16 protein-coding genes are annotated in these 19,518 nt (G+C 65.3%); 7 read left to right on the plus strand and 9 right to left on the minus strand.

Annotated elements, in window-relative coordinates; genetic code table 11:
* The first annotated feature begins 88 nt into the window (after positions 1–88).
* Together glgB and D578_RS0109265 are read left to right on the plus strand one after the other, a co-directional pair.
* Positions 89–2,302 (plus strand): 1,4-alpha-glucan branching protein GlgB, encoded by a 2,214-nt coding sequence (gene glgB / locus D578_RS0109260; RefSeq protein ID WP_081617346.1) that lies wholly within the window; start codon positions 89–91, stop codon positions 2,300–2,302.
* A 552-nt stretch (positions 2,303–2,854) separates the two neighbouring features.
* A complete protein-coding gene (locus tag D578_RS0109265) occupies positions 2,855–3,325 on the plus strand; it encodes a PepSY domain-containing protein (protein ID WP_018949686.1) in 471 nt (156 codons plus the stop codon).
* A 104-nt stretch (positions 3,326–3,429) separates the two neighbouring features.
* On the opposite strand, the gene lysS is transcribed toward D578_RS0109265, so the two are convergent.
* The 4 genes from lysS to D578_RS0109285 form a co-directional block, all read right to left on the minus strand.
* Positions 3,430–4,920, minus strand: a complete 1,491-nt coding sequence (lysS, locus tag D578_RS0109270; protein WP_018949687.1) for a lysine--tRNA ligase — start codon at positions 4,918–4,920, stop codon at positions 3,430–3,432.
* A gap of 24 nt (positions 4,921–4,944) precedes the next feature.
* A protein-coding gene (prfB, locus tag D578_RS0109275; protein ID WP_155996776.1) for a peptide chain release factor 2 occupies positions 4,945–6,043 on the minus strand; the annotation gives its coding sequence in 2 pieces (ribosomal slippage) (positions 4,945–5,970 and positions 5,972–6,043; 1,098 coding nt in all).
* A gap of 87 nt (positions 6,044–6,130) precedes the next feature.
* Positions 6,131–6,925 carry a hypothetical protein gene (locus tag D578_RS0109280; RefSeq protein ID WP_018949689.1) on the minus strand — a complete coding sequence of 265 codons (795 nt, stop codon included), beginning with the start codon at positions 6,923–6,925 and terminating at the stop codon, positions 6,131–6,133.
* Positions 6,926–7,095: 170 nt separating this feature from the next.
* Positions 7,096–7,560: a phosphate-starvation-inducible protein PsiE gene (locus tag D578_RS0109285; protein WP_018949690.1), complete on the minus strand. Its 465-nt coding sequence runs from the start codon at positions 7,558–7,560 to the stop codon at positions 7,096–7,098.
* A gap of 115 nt (positions 7,561–7,675) precedes the next feature.
* Here D578_RS0109285 and D578_RS0109290 point away from each other — a divergent pair, with 115 nt between their 5' ends.
* Complete coding sequence (locus D578_RS0109290; RefSeq protein WP_018949691.1) at positions 7,676–9,229, plus strand: DUF255 domain-containing protein; 1,554 nt, start codon at positions 7,676–7,678, stop codon at positions 9,227–9,229.
* Positions 9,230–9,353: 124 nt separating this feature from the next.
* On the opposite strand, the gene D578_RS0109295 is transcribed toward D578_RS0109290, so the two are convergent.
* Positions 9,354–10,583 carry a methyl-accepting chemotaxis protein gene (locus tag D578_RS0109295; RefSeq protein WP_018949692.1) on the minus strand — a complete coding sequence of 410 codons (1,230 nt, stop codon included), beginning with the start codon at positions 10,581–10,583 and terminating at the stop codon, positions 9,354–9,356.
* Between the two features lie 85 nt (positions 10,584–10,668).
* On the opposite strand from D578_RS0109295, the gene D578_RS15900 reads away from it, so the two are divergent.
* Positions 10,669–10,854: a hypothetical protein gene (locus tag D578_RS15900; protein WP_155996777.1), complete on the plus strand. Its 186-nt coding sequence runs from the start codon at positions 10,669–10,671 to the stop codon at positions 10,852–10,854.
* A gap of 210 nt (positions 10,855–11,064) precedes the next feature.
* On the opposite strand, the gene D578_RS0109300 is transcribed toward D578_RS15900, so the two are convergent.
* Positions 11,065–12,384, minus strand: coding sequence for a DEAD/DEAH box helicase (locus D578_RS0109300; RefSeq protein ID WP_026289276.1), 1,320 nt, complete (start codon positions 12,382–12,384; stop codon positions 11,065–11,067).
* Positions 12,385–12,695: 311 nt separating this feature from the next.
* Between D578_RS0109300 and D578_RS0109305 the strand changes: the two genes are divergently transcribed.
* Both D578_RS0109305 and D578_RS0109310 read left to right on the plus strand, forming a co-directional pair.
* The gene (locus D578_RS0109305) at positions 12,696–14,279 is read left to right on the plus strand and encodes a PAS domain-containing methyl-accepting chemotaxis protein (protein WP_018949694.1); all 1,584 of its coding nucleotides are present in this window, start codon (positions 12,696–12,698) and stop codon (positions 14,277–14,279) included.
* A 15-nt stretch (positions 14,280–14,294) separates the two neighbouring features.
* Positions 14,295–16,820 carry an EAL domain-containing protein gene (locus D578_RS0109310; RefSeq protein ID WP_018949695.1) on the plus strand — a complete coding sequence of 842 codons (2,526 nt, stop codon included), beginning with the start codon at positions 14,295–14,297 and terminating at the stop codon, positions 16,818–16,820.
* A 385-nt stretch (positions 16,821–17,205) separates the two neighbouring features.
* On the opposite strand, the gene D578_RS0109315 is transcribed toward D578_RS0109310, so the two are convergent.
* Complete coding sequence (locus D578_RS0109315; protein WP_018949696.1) at positions 17,206–17,577, minus strand: hypothetical protein; 372 nt, start codon at positions 17,575–17,577, stop codon at positions 17,206–17,208.
* 205 nt (positions 17,578–17,782) lie between these two features.
* Between D578_RS0109315 and D578_RS0109320 the strand changes: the two genes are divergently transcribed.
* The gene (locus tag D578_RS0109320) at positions 17,783–18,430 is read left to right on the plus strand and encodes an ERCC4 domain-containing protein (protein ID WP_018949697.1); all 648 of its coding nucleotides are present in this window, start codon (positions 17,783–17,785) and stop codon (positions 18,428–18,430) included.
* A gap of 142 nt (positions 18,431–18,572) precedes the next feature.
* Here the strand turns inward: D578_RS0109320 and D578_RS0109325 are convergent, their stop codons facing one another.
* Both D578_RS0109325 and D578_RS0109330 read right to left on the minus strand, forming a co-directional pair.
* Positions 18,573–18,959, minus strand: a complete 387-nt coding sequence (locus D578_RS0109325; RefSeq protein WP_018949698.1) for a type II toxin-antitoxin system VapC family toxin — start codon at positions 18,957–18,959, stop codon at positions 18,573–18,575.
* Positions 18,943–19,209: a type II toxin-antitoxin system Phd/YefM family antitoxin gene (locus D578_RS0109330; protein WP_018949699.1), complete on the minus strand. Its 267-nt coding sequence runs from the start codon at positions 19,207–19,209 to the stop codon at positions 18,943–18,945. The genes D578_RS0109325 and D578_RS0109330 overlap by 17 nt, the downstream gene beginning before the upstream one ends.
* Positions 19,210–19,518: the final 309 nt, after the last annotated feature.

Here is a 19,518-nt window from a genome sequence, read left to right on the forward strand (position 1 = left end):
GCACCCTTCCTTGCTTAGTCGTGTTGTACTAGGGACCGTAAACCCGAACCCCGTCGTTCCACATACGAAATACGAGTTGGATCCGAGTATGGCAACAGCCCCCGACAAATGCACCCGTTCCGTCGACATCCCGTTAGCACGTCTGACCGAGGCTCGGCTTCATGATCCCCATAGCGTCCTGGGACGCCATGCGCTGGATCAAAAAACCGCCTGTTACCGTGCCTGGCTACCGCACGCAAACGAGGCATCCATCGCGCTTTCCGACGATCGAGTGCTGCCCCTGAAGGCGGCACCCGGCCTTTCGGGCGTATTCCTGTGGCAGGGGGCGGGCGACGAACTCCCCGAACACCCGGTCCTGCAGTGGGTGCCCGAGGGTGGCACAGAGACATTACACCACGTTGACCCCTGGTCTTTCGCCCCCGATCTGCCGGATTTTGACCGTCACATCTTCGCCGAGGGGCGCCACTGGCATGCCCACCGCATGCTGGGCGCCCATCCGCTCACCCGCGATGGCATCGACGGCGTGCGCTTTGCCGTCTGGGCCCCCAGCGCCGAGCGTGTCTCGGTCGTGGGTGACTTCAACCGCTGGGACGGCCGCTGCCACCCGATGACCGTTCACTCCGGCAGCGGCATCTGGGAACTGTTCATACCGGGTCTGCCCACGGAGACGCTGTACAAGTTCGAGATCCGCAACCGCGAGCACGGCAGCCTGCACCTGAAGACCGACCCCTATGCTCGCGCCTACCAGGTGCGGCCCGAGACCGCCTCGCGCATCCAGCCCGCCAGCTCCTATGCCTGGGACGACGACCACTGGATGCGCAATCGCGACCCCGAGGCCTGGAAACACCGGCCCATGAGCATCTACGAGGTGCATCTGGGCTCCTGGCAGCGCAGCCCCGAGGGCGAATGGCCCAACTATCGCGAACTGGCCGAGCGCCTGGTGCCCTACGCGCGCGACATGGGCTTCACCCACCTCGAGCTACTGCCGATCACCGAGCACCCGTTCGACGGCTCCTGGGGCTATCAGAGCACCGGCTTTTTCGCCCCTACGTCGCGCTTCGGCGACGCCGACGACTTTCGCCACTTCGTCGACCAGGCCCACCAGGCCGGGCTGGGCGTGCTCCTCGACTGGGTCCCCGGCCACTTCCCGCGCGACGAGTTCGCGCTGGCACGCTTCGATGGCACCGCGCTGTACGAACATGCCGATCCGCGCATCGGCGAGCACCGCGGCTGGGGCACCTTGATCTTCAACTACTCCCGCCCCGAGGTCCGCAACTTCCTGCTCTCCAGCGCCCTGTGCTGGATCGAGGACTTCCACCTCGACGGTCTGCGCGTGGACGCCGTGGCCTCGATGCTCTATCGCGACTACGACCGCGAGGGCGAGGACTGGCTGCCGAACATCCACGGCGGCAACGAGAATCTCGAGGCCATCGACTTCCTGAAGCACCTGAACGAGACGGTCCAGACCAGCCACCCCGGCGTCGCCATGATTGCCGAGGAATCCACCGCCTGGCCGGGTGTCAGCCGACCGCCGTCGATGGGCGGGCTGGGCTTCACCATGAAGTGGAACATGGGCTGGATGCACGACACCCTCACCTACTTCGGCATGGACCCGATCTACCGCAACCACCACCATGGCCAGCTCACCTTCGGCCAGCTTTACGCCTACAGCGAGAACTTCGTCCTGCCGTTCTCGCATGACGAAGTGGTGCACGGGAAGCACAGCCTGCGCGGCCGCATGCCCGGTAACGAGTGGGAGCAACACGCCAACCTGCGCCTGCTCTACAGCTGGCAGTGGCTCTATCCCGGCAAGAAGCTCCTGTTCATGGGACAGGAATTCGGCCAGGGCACCGAATGGTCCGAGGAACGCGAGCTGGACTGGTACGTGCTGCAGTACCCCCTGCACCAGGGCCTGCAGAATCTGGTGCGCGACCTGAACGGCGTGTACCGCAAAGACCCGGCCCTGCACGCCCGTGAATTCGAGCCGGACGGCTTCGACTGGCTGGACTGCGACGACGCCGAACACTCCACGATCAGCTTCGTGCGCCGCGATCACCAGGGGCGCCAGGTGGTCGTGGTGCTGAACATGACACCCATGGAGCGCGCGGCCTATCCGGTACCCGCACCCCATGCCGGGCGCTGGCGGGTCACCCTGAACACGGATGCGGAAGTCTACGGTGGAGGTTCACGCGGGCCGGCAGAGGCCTACGCCGAGCCGATCGAACGTCACGGCCACCCGGCCACGCTCTACCTGCACCTCCCGCCGCTCGCGGCGCTGCTGCTGGAACCGGTCGGAGACTGACTTCAGGGTGCCTCGTCTACATCGATACCCAAAAGAGATCGAGTAGACGAGGGTGCCCGTCGCTTTGAACTGGAAGGCTGGAACGCCAACGAGCTCGAGACTTCGCGGGACACGGAAATCGAGATCATACTGAGTATCGAGGGCTTCCCGATCCTGAAACTCAAGCGCGATCGAACCTAGGGAGACGCTGATGTAATCGCGCGCTCGCGTTGGTGCCCCCTGTTTCCCGAGATAAGGCGCGTCGTGCAGCGAGTAGTGGTTCTACTCGCAAGCGGCGCAACGCAGGATCGGGGAACAGGGGGCACCAACCCCGCAACGTATTGAATGAAGGGGATCGGCCGCCCGTTGTTGACGAAAACGGGCGCGCGCACGGCGTTGCGGCTCCCTTGTGCGAATGCAAAAGCGACTCGAGCGCGAACGTGCGATTACATCAGCGCCTCCCTGGGGAGACACTGATGAATGTGCATTTTCCCTGACGCGCGCTGGCTGCCTCGCATTCGTAGAACTAAACTCACCTGTATCGGCCCCAACGCACTATCAGGTCTCGAACTCATGAATCTTCGCTTTCTCTCGCTTGCCGCTGCCCCGGCCCTCCTTCTTCTGGCCGCGTGTAGCCCGGGTCAATCCGACACCATCCCGCTCGATTCGATTCAGGCCATCGTCGACATCGGCCAGGAACACGGTTTCGAGACCTTCGAGGAACTGGAAGCGGAAAGCGACTGGGAATTCGTCCTCAAGGGCTGGGACAATGCACAGCTTCGCATGGAGACCCGGTTCAATCTGGATGGCGAATTGCTTCGCGAAGAAAGCGTACGCGACCCCGATCACGCGTCGGGCATGACCGCCCAGATGATTCTCCGCTCAGCGGCCGTCGCGCGGGATCACGGCATGCTCCGCTTCAAGGAAATCGAGTTCGAAGACGACGGCGTCATCGAACTCGAGGGCATCACCGAAGACGGCGACGAGCTGAATATACGACTCGATGGCGAAGATTTTACGCTGCTGTCACTCGAACGCGATTGAAGCGACGCTGACCCCTTCGACATAACAGTCAGCCCCAGAGGCCAACCCACTACTCGCATCCCTCGAGCCGCCCTCGGTCGAAATGACCGACGCGCTGGCGTCGTTCAGGCCTCAGGGCGCAGGTGCGGGAACAGCAGGACGTCGCGGATCGAGGCGCTGTCGGTCAGCAGCATGACCAGGCGGTCGATGCCGATGCCCTCGCCGGCGGTCGGCGGCAGGCCATATTCCAGCGCTCGGATGTAGTCGGCGTCATAGTGCATGGCCTCGTCGTCGCCAGCGTCTTTCTCCGCGACCTGGGCCTGAAAGCGTTCGGCCTGGTCTTCCGGGTCGTTCAGCTCGGAGAAGCCATTGGCAATCTCGCGCCCGCCGACAAACAGCTCGAAGCGATCGGTGACGAACGGATCGTCGTCGTTGCGCCGCGCCAGCGGCGAGACCTCGGTCGGATAGGCGGTAATGAACGTCGGGTGACGCAGCTGGTTCTCGGCGGTGTACTCGAAGATCTCGGTCCACAGCTTGCCCAGACCGAAGCTCGGCTTGATCGGGATCTCCAGGCGCTCGCAGTGCGCGCGTACCTTCTCGATGTCGTCCAGGTCGCCTTCCGCGATCTCGGCGTTGTGGGCCAGGATCGCCTCGCGCACGCTCATGCGCGTGAACGGCTTGCCGAAATCGTAGGTCTCGCCCTGGTACTCGATGGTGGTCGTGCCCAGCACGTCCTCGCACAGACCACGCAGCAGCGTCTCGGTGCGGTCCATCAGCGCGCGGTAGTCCACGAACGCCTCGTAGAATTCGAGCATGGTGAACTCGGGGTTGTGTCGCGTGGACAGCCCCTCGTTGCGGAAATTTCGGTTGATCTCGAAGACCTTCTCGAAGCCGCCGACCACCAGGCGCTTGAGATACAGCTCCGGCGCGACGCGCAGGTACAGCGGCATGTCCAGCGCGTTGTGGTGGGTCGCGAACGGCCGCGCGGTCGCGCCCCCAGGGATCACCTGCATCATCGGTGTCTCCACCTCGATGAAGTCGTGATCCTCGAAGTACTCGCGGATGTAACGCACGATACGGGTACGAGTGCGGAACAGCTCGCGGCTGTCCAGGCTGGTGATCAGGTCCACGTACCGCTGGCGATAGCGCTGCTCCTGGTCGGTCAGGCCGTGGAACTTCTCCGGCAGCGGACGCAGACTCTTGGTCAGCAGACGCAGCTCATCGAGCTGGACCGTCAACTCCCCGGTCTTGGTCTTGAACAGCGTGCCCTGACCTCCCACGATATCGCCCAGATCCCACTGCTTGAACGCCGGGTACACGCCCTCCGGCAGGCTGTCGCGCTGCGCGAACAACTGGATGTCGCCCGACTGATCGCGCAGGCGGATGAAGCTTGCCTTGCCCATCACGCGCTTGCCGACCATGCGTCCAGCGACCGTCACGCGAATCCCCTGCCCCTCCAGCGCCTCGCCCTCGGTCTCGTCATGCGCGGCGTGCAGCGCACCGGCCAGCGCATCGCGGCGGAAGTCGTTCGGGAATGCCGGACCGTCCGCGCGCAGTTCGTTCAGCTTGCTGCGGCGCTGCGCGATCAGCTTGTTCTCGTCAGTGGTTTCGGTCATCAGAAATCCATGCAATAGGTAGACTTACAAGCCACTCTTGAGACTGGCTTCAATGAAGGGGTCGAGGTCGCCGTCGAGCACGCCCTGAGTGTTGCCGACCTCGACGCCGGTGCGCAGGTCCTTGATCCGCGATTGATCCAGCACGTAGGAGCGGATCTGGCTGCCCCAGCCGATGTCGGACTTGGTGTCCTCCACCGCCTGCCGCTCGGCGTTGCGCTCCTGCAACTCGCGCTCGTACAGCTTGGCGCGCAGCTGGTTCATCGCCATCTCGCGGTTCTTGTGCTGCGAGCGCCCGGCCTGACACGCCGCCACCACACCCGTCGGGACGTGCGTAATGCGCACCGCCGAGTCAGTGGTGTTCACGTGCTGGCCGCCGGCACCGGAGGAGCGATAGGTATCGACCCGCAGATCCGCCGGGTTGATCTCGATCTCGAAGTTCTCGTCGATCTCCGGAGAGGCGAACACGGACGCGAACGAGGTGTGCCGGCGGTTGCCGGAATCGAACGGTGACTTGCGCACCAACCGATGCACGCCGGTCTCGGTGCGCAGCCAGCCAAAGGCGTATTCGCCCTGGATGTGCACGGTCGCACTCTTGATCCCGGCGGTTTCGCCCTCGGAGAGCTCGGTGACCTCCGCCTTGAAGCCCTTGTGCTCGGCCCAGCGCAGGTACATGCGCAGCAGGATGTTGGCCCAGTCCTGGGCCTCGGTGCCCCCGGAACCGGCCTGGATATCGAGGTAGGCATTGGCCTCGTCCATGTCGCCGGAGAACATGCGGCGAAACTCGAGGCCCTCGATGCGCGCGATCAGTGCCTCGACATCGGCCTCGACCGAGGTCACCGTCTCCTGGTCGTCATCCGCCTCGGCCATCTCCAGCAGATCCCGGCTCTCGTCCAGCTGGGTGCCGATCTCGCGGATGTTGTCCACCACGCCCTCGAGCTGGGCCCGCTCCTTGTTCAGGGCCTGGGCCTGCTCCGGGTCGTTCCAGATATCCGGGTTCTGTTCCAGCTCGCGCTGGACTTCCTCTAGCCGTTCTTCCTTGGCAGGGTAGTCAAAGATACCCCCTAAGGCCTTCCAGGCGGCCTTTCAGGTCATCGATCAGGGAATACAGCGCGTTCAGTTCCATGGCAGTTTCCGTCGGGTGCCGTGGCGCACACGGCAGGTTCGATCACGTGGCGAGAAAAGCCGCGCAGTATAACACCCGACAGCGGCTTCAGGGCCGGCGGGGACGGCGCCAGAACGCCAGCGCGTCGCGGCGTTCCAGCACCAGGGCGCCGCAATCCGCGCCCGACCCGGCCGCGGATTGCGGATCAACAAATTCGAGCGTGCCCAGCCCCCCACGGAGCAGAGCCCGCAGCTTCGGCGCCACCACGTCGTCGGCAACCGACTCCAAAAGCTCGAACCGGCGCTCGAGCGATGGGGGCGCCTCCAGCGCCTCGACGACGACAACGGTATTCCCCGACTCTGCCGGGGCGGCCGCCGGGGCGGCCGCCCAGTCGATGCCGGCACCCCGAGCCAGCCAGTGCGCGACCACCCCACCGCCGCACACACGCTGCACGCCCGTCGGGCCACCGGGATGCCCGGGCGACCACAGCCAGAGGCCATGCACGGCCCCGCGCCCCTCCCGCTCGCGCGCCAGATTCACCGGCTGCTGGAACCAGGCCATTTGCAGAGCATTCCCCAGCACCTGCAGCCGCCGCGCGACATCGCCCTTCATCGACGGCGCCACCATGGCGCGCCCCATACCGATCGACGGTGGCGGGCCCGACGCGTCGCCCTCGGCGTCCATCCGCAACTCCCACAAGCCGTCATCACTTAGCGCCAGGGTCGCCCCGGCCGCCTCCAGCTCCGGCTGTGCAGCCGACCACAAGGCCTCGCGCTCGGTCTCCGACACCGTATCCACCGGATACGCCACCAGGTCCTTCATCCCGGGCGTCAGCTGCACCGGCTGGGCCAGCCAGGTGCGCCACCCGGCTTCGGGCTGCCGGTATCCCAGCCGATCGGCCAACGCGGCCTCCCACCCCGGTGCTGTCTTGCTTGTGTCCACGCTCCGCGCTCGTCCGAGCCAACGCGCCAGACGTTTCACCGAGGTAGGAGGCGCATCCGGCGCCATGCCCCCGGGCGAAGCCCACAGGCCCGGCAGCAGGTGGATCACCCGGCGACTTGCATCCGGCCGTGTCATTGATCGGATCCGTAGCGCCCCTTCGGTGCATCGCGTTCCTTCCCCGGATCATCCTCGATGCCGGGCGTAATGCGGCCTTCGTCGTCATACGGAAGCCGGACATGACCATAGCGCAGCACCAGCACCGCGCCTGCCAGGATCAGGACCCCGGCAGTGACCGCGATCAGCTCCCAAACCGTCATGTCCTTCATGTCGATGATCACGTAGCGCGCCAGCGCGACGATCGCGATGTAGATCGGAAGGCGCACCGGGAGACGTCCGGAACGCAGGTAGATCCCGACCATCGCCAGTACCTCGAGAAAGATGAACAGCAACAACAGGTCGGCGAGCCCCACCCACATCGCCGAGATCATCGCGGCAATTTCCTGCAAGATCGCGATCACGGTGGCCACGGCGATCACCACCAGCACGGCCACTTCGACATGATGCAGGGCGCGGCGCCCGGCGCGTTCGACGTTCATTCACTCACCAAAATTGCCCCAATAAGTCTGGCCATCCTACCACTCGCCCCGGGCACGAACGCTCAATCCTCCCATTGGTCTATACCATTAGACACAACGATCTGAAGCACCCGCGATGCCTAAACCTCTCCACATCAAAAGCCCGTCCGCTACGCACCGCATCCAGTGGTCCGCCGCACGCGGTTTCGTCGCGGGACTCGCCCTGCTGGCGCTCGCGCTGCCGAGCAACGCCGAGGACTACCCCGCCGACTCCGCGATCGACTGGCAGGACTGGGACAGCCAACTGTTCGAGGAGTCCGAGGCGCGCGAGCGGCCGATCTTCTTCTACTTCCACGGCCAGTGGTGCACCTGGTGCCGCGACTTCCAGGACGAATCGCTGGAGAACCCCGACGTGGTGGACACCATTGACCAGCACTACATCCCGGTCCTGGTCGATCTGGACGAACGTGCGGACCTGTTCCGGCGCTACGGCGGCCGCGGCCTGCCCTTCGTGGTCATCGTGAACCATGAGGACGAAATGCTGACCCGCTTCACCGGTCACGTGAATCCCCGCGACCTGCAGAGCATCCTGGTGGCCCAGCGGGACATGTTCTCGGTCACCGGGCGCGAGATCACGCCGGACGACGCCGCGATCGACGATCTTGATCCCTTTATGGAGATGCTCGACGAGGTCTATGACGCCCGCGCCGACCGCCTGAGCGGCAGCGCCACCTTCGGCACCCTCAGCAAGCGCCCGCAGCCCTGGACCTATCGCTTCCTGCTCACCGCCGAAGACTGGCAGGACCGCATGCCCGGGCTACTCGACCAGATCGCGGACGACCTCTACGACGAGGTCGAAGGCGGCTTCTTCTTCTTTCACGACCCGGACCAGCGCGACCCGGTCCTGGCACTGGAGACCTCCAAGCGCCTGGACCAGAACGCCGCATTCCTGTGGCTGTTCTCCGAGGCCCATGACGCCATCGGCGACGAGCGCTACGCCGAGATCGCCCGCGGCATCCGGGATTACCTGCACGACCACCTGTGGGACAGCCGCCAGCTGCGCTTCGGCAACAGTCAGTACGCCGACCGCGACTACTACCAGCTGGACCCGGAGACGCGCACACAAACCGACCCGCCGCAGGTCGACCGCAACACCTACGCCGACACCTCAGGCCAGGCGATCGCCGCCCTCGCCAACATGGCGCGGGTGCTGGAAGACAGGGACACACTGGAGTGGGCACACGAGGCCCTGCGGGCGCTGGATCGCTACCTGCAGACCGAACAGGGGTACCTCCACGGCATCTCCGCTACCGGCCGCCCGGCGATGGAGGGCTACCTGCCCTCGCAGATCTGGCCGGAGATCGCCCGCCAGGAACTGGCGCGCGCCACGGAGGCACTGGACGGCGAGCAACCGGAGATGCCCGACCCGGGCGCGGCGCTAGATCGGCTGGAACCGTTCTTCAACGAAGAGCTGGGCGCCCACGCCGAGCGTATCGGCACCGACCTCGAACCCTGGTCGGAGACCCGCACCCAGGCGGCGCTGGCCTGGTGGCTCTACCACCTGCCGGACGCTGCCATCGCGGAATCACACATCAATCGCGACAGGGTCCGCGAAGGCCTTCGCATCGAACCCGGTGCCGACCCCGACGACGTCGCCCTGGGCTTCGATGCCCTGCGCCGGGGCTTCTAAAGCCCCGGCGCAAGCCCTCGCGGTCGCTCACCCCGCGTCACCGCGAGATGCAACACATGGTCACCACACCGGCCCCGATTCCGCAGGACGGCGAGCCGAACCTGCGGTGTGCCTGGCTCGGCCGTTACGCCTGCTGACGGAAGCCCGCGACCTCGCTCTGTAGCTTCTGCGCCAGGGCCTCCAGGGCCTCCACCGCCTGCTGCATCTCGTTCGCCCCGTCGGCATTGCGCACGGCGATGTCGTTGATGTGGTGGATGTTGCGGTTGATCTCTTCCGCCACTTGGCTTTGCTCCTCGGTCGCGCTGGCCACCTGGCGGGTCATATCGTCGATGGCGGTCACCGAGTCGTGGATGTACTCCAGGGTCTCACCGGCCTCGCCCGCCTTCGCCACCGAGGTCTCGGCATGCTGCTGGCTGACCTCCATCGCCTGCACCGCGCGGGTGGCCCCGCCCTGCAGGCGCTGGATGATCTCGCGGATCTCCCCGGTCGAGTTGTTGGTGCGTTGTGCCAGGTGACGTACTTCGTCCGCCACCACTGCAAAGCCCCGTCCGGCCTCGCCGGCCCGCGCCGCCTCGATGGCCGCGTTCAGCGCCAGCAAGTTGGTTTTCTCGGCGATCTCCTCGATCACCTGCAGGATCGTGCCGATGTTGTCGCTGTCACCCTTCAGCTCGACGATCACATTGTTCGCCTGACGAATCTCGCCGGCCAGCGTGTTGATCGCACCCTGGGTCGCCTGCACCACGGTGCGCCCGCCTTCCGCCGCACGGGTCGCTTGCCCCGCGCTCTCGGCCGTGCTCTGCGTATTGTTGGCGACTTCCTGCACCGTGGCAGACATCTGGTTCATCGCCGTGACCACCTGCTCCACATCACCGCGCTGCTCGTGGGTGGCACGCGTCATTTCATTGCTGCGCCCATCCAATTGCCGCGCCGAGGCGGCAATCCCGTCCGCCGCGTCCGCAACCTGGCGAATGAGCCCCGAGAGCCGGCCCATCACCGTGTTGAAGGCCGCGCCGGTGCGCCCGATCTCGTCGTCGGTCGTCACCTCCACCCGGTGCCCGAGATCCGCGCGGCCCTCGCCGATCGCCTCCAGACCCTCGGCCAGGCGCTCCATGGGGCGCGTCAGCACATTGGCGTAGAACCAGCCAATACCCAGCGCCACCACGAACGCGATGATCCATAGCGCCCATAGCAGCCACCACAACTGGGTCACCAGCGCCGCGTCCACACCCGCGGCGAGATCGCCTTTCATGGTGTGGAAGGTCACCCCGCCCATGATGGACAACGGCACCGTGCTGACCACGATCACCAGGATAATGAGCTTTAGCCGCAGCCCCCCCAGATTCCCTATCTTCATCGACGTCCTCCTTTGGGATCGTTAACGACCACCAGGCCCCGGCCTTGAGTCCGGCGCAGTATCCGTCAGCCCTCGCAGCTACATCATGATCAAGCTCAATCCGAACCCCTGGCTGCAAGTTCAAAAGCGTTGCACCACAGAGAGCGCCGAGGGCACCAAGAGGAAAAACGACAGGTTCACCACGAAGCGCACGAAGACGCGACGTCAGAAAAGCTTTTTGTGGGGCGCCCGGGCAGCCGATGCGCCGAAACCGGCATCGCGCCGCCCGTGATCCACCCGGCGTGCAACACCATGTGCCTACCCGCTTTTTGATCTTCGTGTGAATGGTTGCTGCCCTTGAACTTCTTCGTGCCTTCGTGCGGTTCGTGGTGAATAAAGCCCTTGAGCGGGCGCTCGCCTCACCCCCGATACCCAGACACAAAAAACCCGCGGCCCCGAAACTCGGGACCGCGGGTTCGCGGTACTGCGTTAGCGGGTCGGTTTACCGGCTGCGAGCCGCGCGGTTGCCGTTGGCGGACGGGCGACCGTTGCCGCCGCGACCACCACCGGGCTTGCCGCCGCGACCGTTGCGCGGGGCGCCGCTGCGGGCACCACCGCCCGGCTTGCCACCCGGACCGCCACGGCCATTCGCGTTGCCGTCATTGGCGGCGGGCTTCGGCGTGGCGAAACCCTCGGTCTCGATGCGGTCGATCGGACGCTTGATCAGGCGCTCGATGCCCTTCAGCAGCTTGATCTCCTCGCCATCCACCAGCGACAGCGCGGCACCGGCGGAGCCGGCACGCCCGGTGCGACCGATGCGATGCACGTAATCCTCCGGCACGTTCGGCAGCTCGAAGTTGACCACCTGCGGCAGCTGGTCAATGTCCAGCCCGCGCGCGGCGATATCGGTGGCCACCAGGACCGGCACCTGACCGGACTTGAACTGCTTCAGCGCCTTGGTACGGGCCGCCTGGCTCTTGTTGCCGTGAATCGCCTCGGAGCGCACGCCGTCCTTCGACAGCTTCTCGGCCAGGCGATTGGCGCCGTGCTTGGTACGGGTAAACACCAGCACCTGTTCCCAGTTGTTGGTACGGATCAGGTGGCTCAGCAATTCGCGCTTCTGGCTCGTCTCGACCAGGTGCACACTTTGCTCCACGCCCTCGGCGGCCGTGTTGCGCGGGGCAATGTCGATCTCCGCGGGGTTGGTCAGCAGGCCGTTGGCGAGCTTGCGGATCTCGTCGGAGAAGGTCGCCGAGAACATCAGGTTCTGGCGGTTCTTCGGCATCATCGCGATCAACTTCTTGATGTCGCGGATAAAGCCCATGTCGAGCATGCGATCGGCCTCGTCGAGGACCAGGATCTCCACACCGGACAGGTCGATGGTCTTCTGGTTGGCGTGATCCAGCAGACGTCCCGGTGTTGCCACCACGATGTCCATGCGGTCACGCAGCGCCTTGATCTGCGGGTTCATGTTCACGCCACCGAAGATCGTCATCGAGCGCATTTTCAGATTGCGCCCGTAGGTCTTCACGGATTCGTGAACCTGCGCGGCCAGCTCGCGGGTCGGGGTCAGCACCAGGCAGCGCGGGCGGCCATTGCCGGCCTGCGGCGCATCCGAGGTGGAAAGGCGTTGCAGGATCGGCAGGGTGAAGCCGGCGGTCTTGCCGGTGCCGGTCTGGGCGGCGGCCAGCAGGTCGCCTCCCTTCAGGACTTCCGGGATGGCCTGGGCCTGGATCGGGGTCGGGTGCTGGTACCCGGAGGTTTCCAGCGCACGCAAAAGGGTATCGGCCAACCCGAGGTCGGCAAAGGTCGTATCAGTCATGGAATGCTCCAACGCCACCCGCCACTCGTTCAACACAGAGCACCCATCGGGGGAAACGAAATCAGGGGGATCACTGCGAGCCGGAAGGCTCAGGATCAAATGAACGGACGCTGACGGGCGGGGCGTTCGATCCGGGCACTATACGCCTTTTGTCAATGAAAAGACACCGCTCCATACCCGATCGGATATATATTTGTTTTGTGGGGGAATATCCGCTAGCTTCACCCAAACAAGACAAGCCGGCGCCCAAGGAGCGCCGGTGGGGCCGACGCGACCCGCAACAACCACGATCGGCCTACAGGGGTTACAACATGAAATGCAATCTGCCCGTCACAGGGAATGAGGCGGAGTATCCGGAGAGCGCCAACATCCTCTCCACCACCGACCTCAAGGGTGCCATTACCTACGTCAACCCGGACTTCGTCGAAATCAGCGGATTCGAGGAACAGGAGCTTCTGGGCAAGAACCACAACATCGTCCGCCATCCGGAGATGCCGCCCGCCGCGTTCGGCGAGCTCTGGCAGACTGTCCAGGGAGGGCAGTCCTGGATGGGCATGGTCAAGAACCGCTGCAAGAACGGCGACCACTACTGGGTCAGCGCATACGTAACGCCGGTCACCGAAGGCGGACAGACCGTCGAGTATCAGTCCGTTCGCACCAAACCCCGTCGCGAACATGTGGAGATGGCCGAATCGGTCTACGCCGCCCTTCTCCGGGGCCGCAAACCCCTCGCCCTGCGCCTGCCACCGATTGGCATCAAGACCAAGGCCATCGCCTCGATCGCCGGCGGCGTCCTGGCTGGCCTGATCGCCAGTGCGGCGTTGACGACCATCGCCTGGGGCAGCGCGTTGGTGTTCGTCCTGACCACCCTGCTGGTCGGCAGTCTGTTCATCTGGACCAGCCTCACGCCGCTGTGCCGAGCGGTCGCCCATGCCCGTCGTATCGCGACCAATCCGGTGAGCCAGTACATTTATACCGGGCGCACCGACGAGGCTGGCGAGATCGCCTTCGCGATGCAAATGCTAGAGGCAGAGGCTGGCGCGCTCGTGGGGCGCATGGGGGATGCGGCCGATCACCTAACCGGGACCGCCGACGCACTCGTCACGGCGGTCGGCGAAAGCCGCAACGCCTGCAATCATCAACAGACCGAGACCGAGCAGGTGGCAGGTGCCACCCAGCAGATGGTGAACAGCGTGCAGGAAGTCGCGCGGAACGCCCAGGGGGCCGCCGACGCGGCGGACCGGAGCGACCACGAGGCCCGTTCCGGGGGCGACGTCGTCCGCGACAGCACACGGGCGATCGAAGACCTGGGGCAACGCATTCGCCACGGATCCGGGGTGATGACCGAACTGGACCGGCACAGCCAGGACATCAGCAGCGTACTGGACGTGATCCGCGGGATCGCCGAGCAGACCAACCTGCTCGCCCTGAATGCGGCGATCGAGGCCGCGCGTGCCGGCGAACAGGGGCGTGGCTTCGCCGTGGTCGCGGACGAGGTGCGCACTCTCGCCAGCCGCACGCAGGATTCCACCGCCGAGATTCAGCAAATGATCGAGCGCCTTCAGGACCGGGCGCGAGCCGCCGTGGACACCATGGAGCAAAGCCGGAACCAGGCCGAAGCCAGCGTCGAGCAGGCGCGCCAAGCCGCCTCGGCGCTGGAGAACATCACCTCGGGCGTCGGCCAGATCCGCGACATGAGCACCCGGATCGCGGCGGCCGTGGAACAACAGGGGACGGCCGGCGAGGAGATTCGCCGCGGCGTCGACTCCATACGCAGCGCAGCTGATACCACCGCGAACCGGGCCGATCAGAGCGAGGCCGCGGCACGCGATGTCGCACGCCTGGCGACCCGCCTGCAAAGCCTCGCGCAGCAATTCTGGGCGCACCATCGCTGACGGGGCTGCACTGCCATGATCTCCGACTCCGACAAGCTGCTGCGCCGACACGCGACCCTCGCCATCGGCGTGTTACTGGCGTTGCTGCTGGCACCCATAGTGATCTGGATGCTTGGCCTGGAGCTCCCGCGCATCGTCCCGCGCGAGCACCTGACCGCCTTTCACACCGGGGCCGAGCTGTTCGCCGTGGTGGTCGCCTCTCTCGTGTTCGCGGTCGGTTACCACGTCATCGATCGCCGTCGCGTCGTCGCCTCTCTCCTGCTGGCCTGCGCATTCCTTACCGTCGCGGCACTGGACTTCCTGCACTTGATGACCTATCCGGCGATGCCGGACTTCATCACCCCCAACTCACCACAGCAGACGTTATTTTTCTGGCTGGCCGCGCGTCTGGTCGCGGCTGCGGCATTGCTGGCCTACGTGGCGTTGCCCATGGTCTCGCATACCGACGGACCGCCACGCCATGCCTACCTGATCGGGAGCCTGCTTCTGGTCGCCCTGCTGACGTGGGTCGGGCTGTGGCATGCGGGGATCATCCCGCCCCTGTTCGACCCGGTCAGCGGCCTCACGCCCATCAAGGTGGGGTTCGAGGCCCTGGTAATCGCACTGCACCTGGTCACCCTGGCCCTGCTCGCCCTGCGACCCGAGCTGCTGCAACGACCGGGCATGCCGCTGGTCGCCGCCGCCCTGGTCATCAGCATGGGCAGCGGGATGTTCTTCATGTTTTACGAAGACCTGACCGACACACCCTTCGTCCTGGGACATCTGTACAAGCTCGCGGCCTACCTCCTGATTTACCAGGGCCTGTTCCTGGAGAGCGTGCGCTCGCCACTGCAGCGCCTACACGAGGCCCACCGCGATATCGAGATGCGCGAGCAGCGTTACCAGCAACTGGTAGAGACGGCCCCCGACGGCGTGCTGGTCACCGACATGGAAGGCCGCATCGTGATGGCCAACCGCAACATCGAACGCCTGTTCGGATATCCACGCCAGCAATTGATTGGCCAACCGGTGGAACGCCTGGTCCCGGAGCGGCTGCGTGAATGCCACCGCATGCACCGGCGAACGCATGCCCACACCATCAACCGCCGCACCATGGGCCAGGTGCCCCACCTGCGCGGCCGACGCATCGACGGCACCGAGTTTCCGGTCGACATCAACCTGAACGTCTTCGACGGCACCGAAGGCCGCCGCATTACCGCCTTCATCCGCGACATCACCGACCGTCAGCGCCGCGAGGCGCGCATCCAGCACCAGGCCACCCACGACAGCCTGACCGAACTGCCCAACCGCTGGCTGCTGCACGACCGCCTGACCCAGGGGATCGCCCAGGCCGAACGTCACGGCCACCCGATCGCGGTGATGCTGCTGGATCTCGACAACTTCAAGATGGTCAACGACACCTTCGGCCATCACGAGGGCGACCAGCTGCTGAAGGCCGTGGCCGCGCGCCTGCAGGGCGCACTGGATCAGGAGGCCACGATCGGGCGTTTCGGCGGCGACGAGTTCATGATCCTGCTGACCAACGTCAAGGACGAACAGGCCATCGGCCAGGTCGCCCAGCGCATCCTCGGCATCTTCGACAGCCCGTTCCAGACCGAACACGCGCGCAACCTCGCCTCCACCGGGAGCATCGGTATCGCCCTGTTCCCGCGCGATGCCTGCGACGAACGCACCCTGGTGCGTTACGCCGACATGGCGATGTACGAGGCCAAGCACTCCGGACGCAACACCTACGCCTTCTTCTCGCAGCGCCTGGACGCCCAGGTGCATGAGGAACAGCGCCTGCAGCAACGCCTCCAGCAGGCCCTCGAGAACCACGAACTCGAGCTGCACTACCAGCCCCTGCTCGATGTCGCGTCGAATGGCATCATCGGCGTCGAGGCCCTCGCCCGCTGGACGGACGCCGAACTCGGCCCGGTCGCCCCAGCCCGCTTTATCGCCAGCGCCGAAGGCAACGGCCTGATCCTGCCACTGGGCGACTGGGTCATATGCGAGGCCTGCGAGCAGCTCGCCCAGTGGTCCCGTGCGGGTCTCGAGCTCCGCGTCGCCATCAACGTCTCCGCGATGCAGTTCCGCCAGCACGACCTCGTCCAACGCCTGGACGCGACACTCAAGGCCACCGGCGCCCCGCCCGAGCGTCTCGAGATCGAGGTCACCGAGACCGTGGCCATGGCGGACGTCGCGCTGACCCGCGATCAGCTGCGCGGCCTGAAGGCCCTGGGCATCCGGGTCGCACTGGACGACTTCGGCACCGGCTACTCCTCGCTCGCCTACCTGAAGTCGCTGCCGATCGACAAGCTGAAGATCGACCGCTCGTTCATCGCCGACATCGGCCAGGATTCGGAATCCGACATGATCCTGCGCTCCATCGTCCACCTCGGCCACAGCCTGGGCCTGACCCTGGTCGCCGAGGGCGTGGAAACCCCGGCACAGCGCGATTTCCTGCACGAAATCGGCTGCGACGTCTATCAGGGCTGGCTCCACTCCAGGGCCATGCCACCCCTCGCACTGTCCGACTGCCTGCAGACAACTCGGGTCTGAAGCAGGTTAGCCCCACACCACCCCGTCACCCCGCACACCGCCCAACTCCACCCCGTCATCCCGCACACCGCCCAACCCCACCCCGTCATCCCGGACAGCGCGTAGCGGTGATCCGGGATCTCCCAGGCCGGGGAACCCCCAACGCCGGAGATCCCGGCTCTGCGCTACGCTTCGGCCCGGATGACGACATGTGGGGTAGTCACGCATCCATCCCGCCAAATGCCAGCCACCATCGCTGACGCCCAGGGGATCAGTTCCCGAGTCGCGCTCCTCATCGGGTCCAAAGCAAACGTCCCAACCAGAAACAGAAAGGCCGCCCGAAGGCGGCCTTTGCTGAAGCAGCGAACCGTTCGCGCCGCCATCAAGTCGGCGACGCGTCGCCTTGCTAGTAGCCGGTGCTGCCGTGCACGTCCGGCGGGGCCTCGCGGGTCAGCATGGCCCAGGTCATGTGCGCCATCACCTCCGGCGCCACCACGGTATGCCGGTTACCGCTGTTCTGCATCCCCTCGCGCAGCTCCTGGCGGACCTGCGGCTGCCCGGTCAGATCGAAGATCACATCCACCTGATCCCCGCGTGCCACGAGATCCGCGACTGACTCCAGCGGGATCCCCTTCGCCTCGGCCAGCCGGCGGCCCTCGGTCTCGCCCTGCTCCGAGGCCGCGCAGATCGTCATCCCCGGCAGGCCGGTCTCCAGCAACATCTCCAGGAAACGGCCGCCCACCCGGCCAAGCCCCACCACTGCAATCTGAATCGACATATGCACTCCATCCTTTTCTATTTTTGTTGTTTCCCTGCATGCCCACGGTTGCCACCGCCGGGCACGCTCCCCGACTGTAGGCCATGTGCGGCGTCCACGCACGCCAACCCGTACGCCCGGCTCGCCCCGCCCGCCATCCGGCCATTTGGAGCGGCCCGCGGCACGCCCTAGAGTGCCCTGAGTTTGCCAACCAACCGGAGCCCCCATGGAAAACGTTCACCTGCCAATCCGCGCAGACCGCCGCGAACAGGGCAAGATCATTCAGCGCATCGAACGCCTGGAGGGAGTCGAACTGGAATTCACCGACCTCGACGTAGGTGACTACCTGCTGCCGAACGGCGTCGTGGTCGAACGCAAATCCGCCACCGACATGGTGCTCAGCGTCGTCGACAAGACCCTGTGGGAGAGCGCCGCCAAGCTGAAGGCCAACTACCAGCAGGTCGTCTACATCGTGGAGGGGGACCTCTACGAACCGCGTTTCCACCAGCAGGCGCTGGACATCCACCGCGCCCTGGCCCACCTGACAATCGCCCTCGGCATCAGCGTCCTGCCCAGCTCCGATGCCGACAACAGCGGCATGCTGATCTACCTGCTGGGCCTGAACGCACAGATCGAGCCGGACCCGTCTGACCGCCCGACCAAGCCGGACACCCGGCGCAAGGCCGCCGAATTCATCGTTAGCGGCCTGCCCGGCGTCGAGGCCGACCAGGCCCGCGACCTGCTCCGCGACATCGGCAGCGTGCGCGACATCATCAACGCCGACGCCGCCACCCTCGCCCAAGCCGACGGCCTCGACGCAGAACGCGCCGAACGCATCGAATCCGTCGTCACCTACGGCAGCCGCACCAGCTGAACCTAGGGAAACACTGAGTAATGGACACACTCGAGTTGGTACCCCGGAGGGGCTCGGCCGCCCGTTGTTGACGAAAACGTGCGCGGGAACGGCGTTGCGGCGCCCTTATGCAGAATGACTGCACAGCGGTCACCACGCCTTCCTATACGAATTGAATGGGACCTGGGTAACGGCCAACGTGGGCGTCACTGGTCAGCAGCGTGTACCCCTCCGTTTCCGCCTGGGCAATCAGGATGCGGTCGAATGGGTCCTTGTGAATATCGGGCAAATGGGTGACCGCCAGGGTGTGTGGACCGGTGATCGCAAGCTCCTCGTAACCATGCTCCAGCAACTCGCGACGAAGGACATGGGGCTCGACCACGAAATCCCTGCGCCCCAGCCCGTGCTTGATCACGATCTCCCACAAGCTCGCCGCACTAAACGCGATTGCGTTCTCCGGATTCAGGATGAGCTCGCGAGCACTGGCGGGCAATTTCGGGGAATCGGCCGCCGCCCAGAGCAGCAGATGCGTATCAAGAAGCAGGTGCATTCGGCTTATCACCCTGAAACAGCGCTGCGATCTCCGCCTCGCCCATCCGATCCAGATCGTCCGGGATCTCGAGCTGCCCTTTCAGGAAACCGATCCGGTCCGAAGCGGACTCTGGCGACGCCTCAATACGCGACAAACGCGCAATGGGCTTGCCCGCCCGAGCGATCACTACCGGCTCGCCCCGACTGACCTTCTCCAGCAGCCTGGAGAAGTGCGTCTTTGCCTCATGAATGTTGACAGTCTCGGTCATGGTGCCCCCGACAAGGTTAGTCCGATTGATCAGACTAACGCACAAGGACCGCACTCGCCATTACTTGCCTGGCACACCGAAGGGCAAGAACGTAGCTACGGCGAATCGCCCAGCACCGTAGGATACGAAGAGCCTTGCGAATCGCATCGTTCACGGGCGATCCGGCGAAGTGATGCGATTCGCGGGGCTCATCGCATCCTACGATGCTGCCGAAAGCGGCCTCGGACAACGGACGTCGGACAACGGACGTAGGATGTGATGAGCGAAGCGAATCGCATCAGGGGGTGGGCGCTGCCACAAGACCGGTGC

It is taken from the genome of Thioalkalivibrio sp. ALMg11, from assembly GCF_000377905.1.
Lineage (GTDB): Bacteria > Pseudomonadota > Gammaproteobacteria > Ectothiorhodospirales > Ectothiorhodospiraceae > Thioalkalivibrio.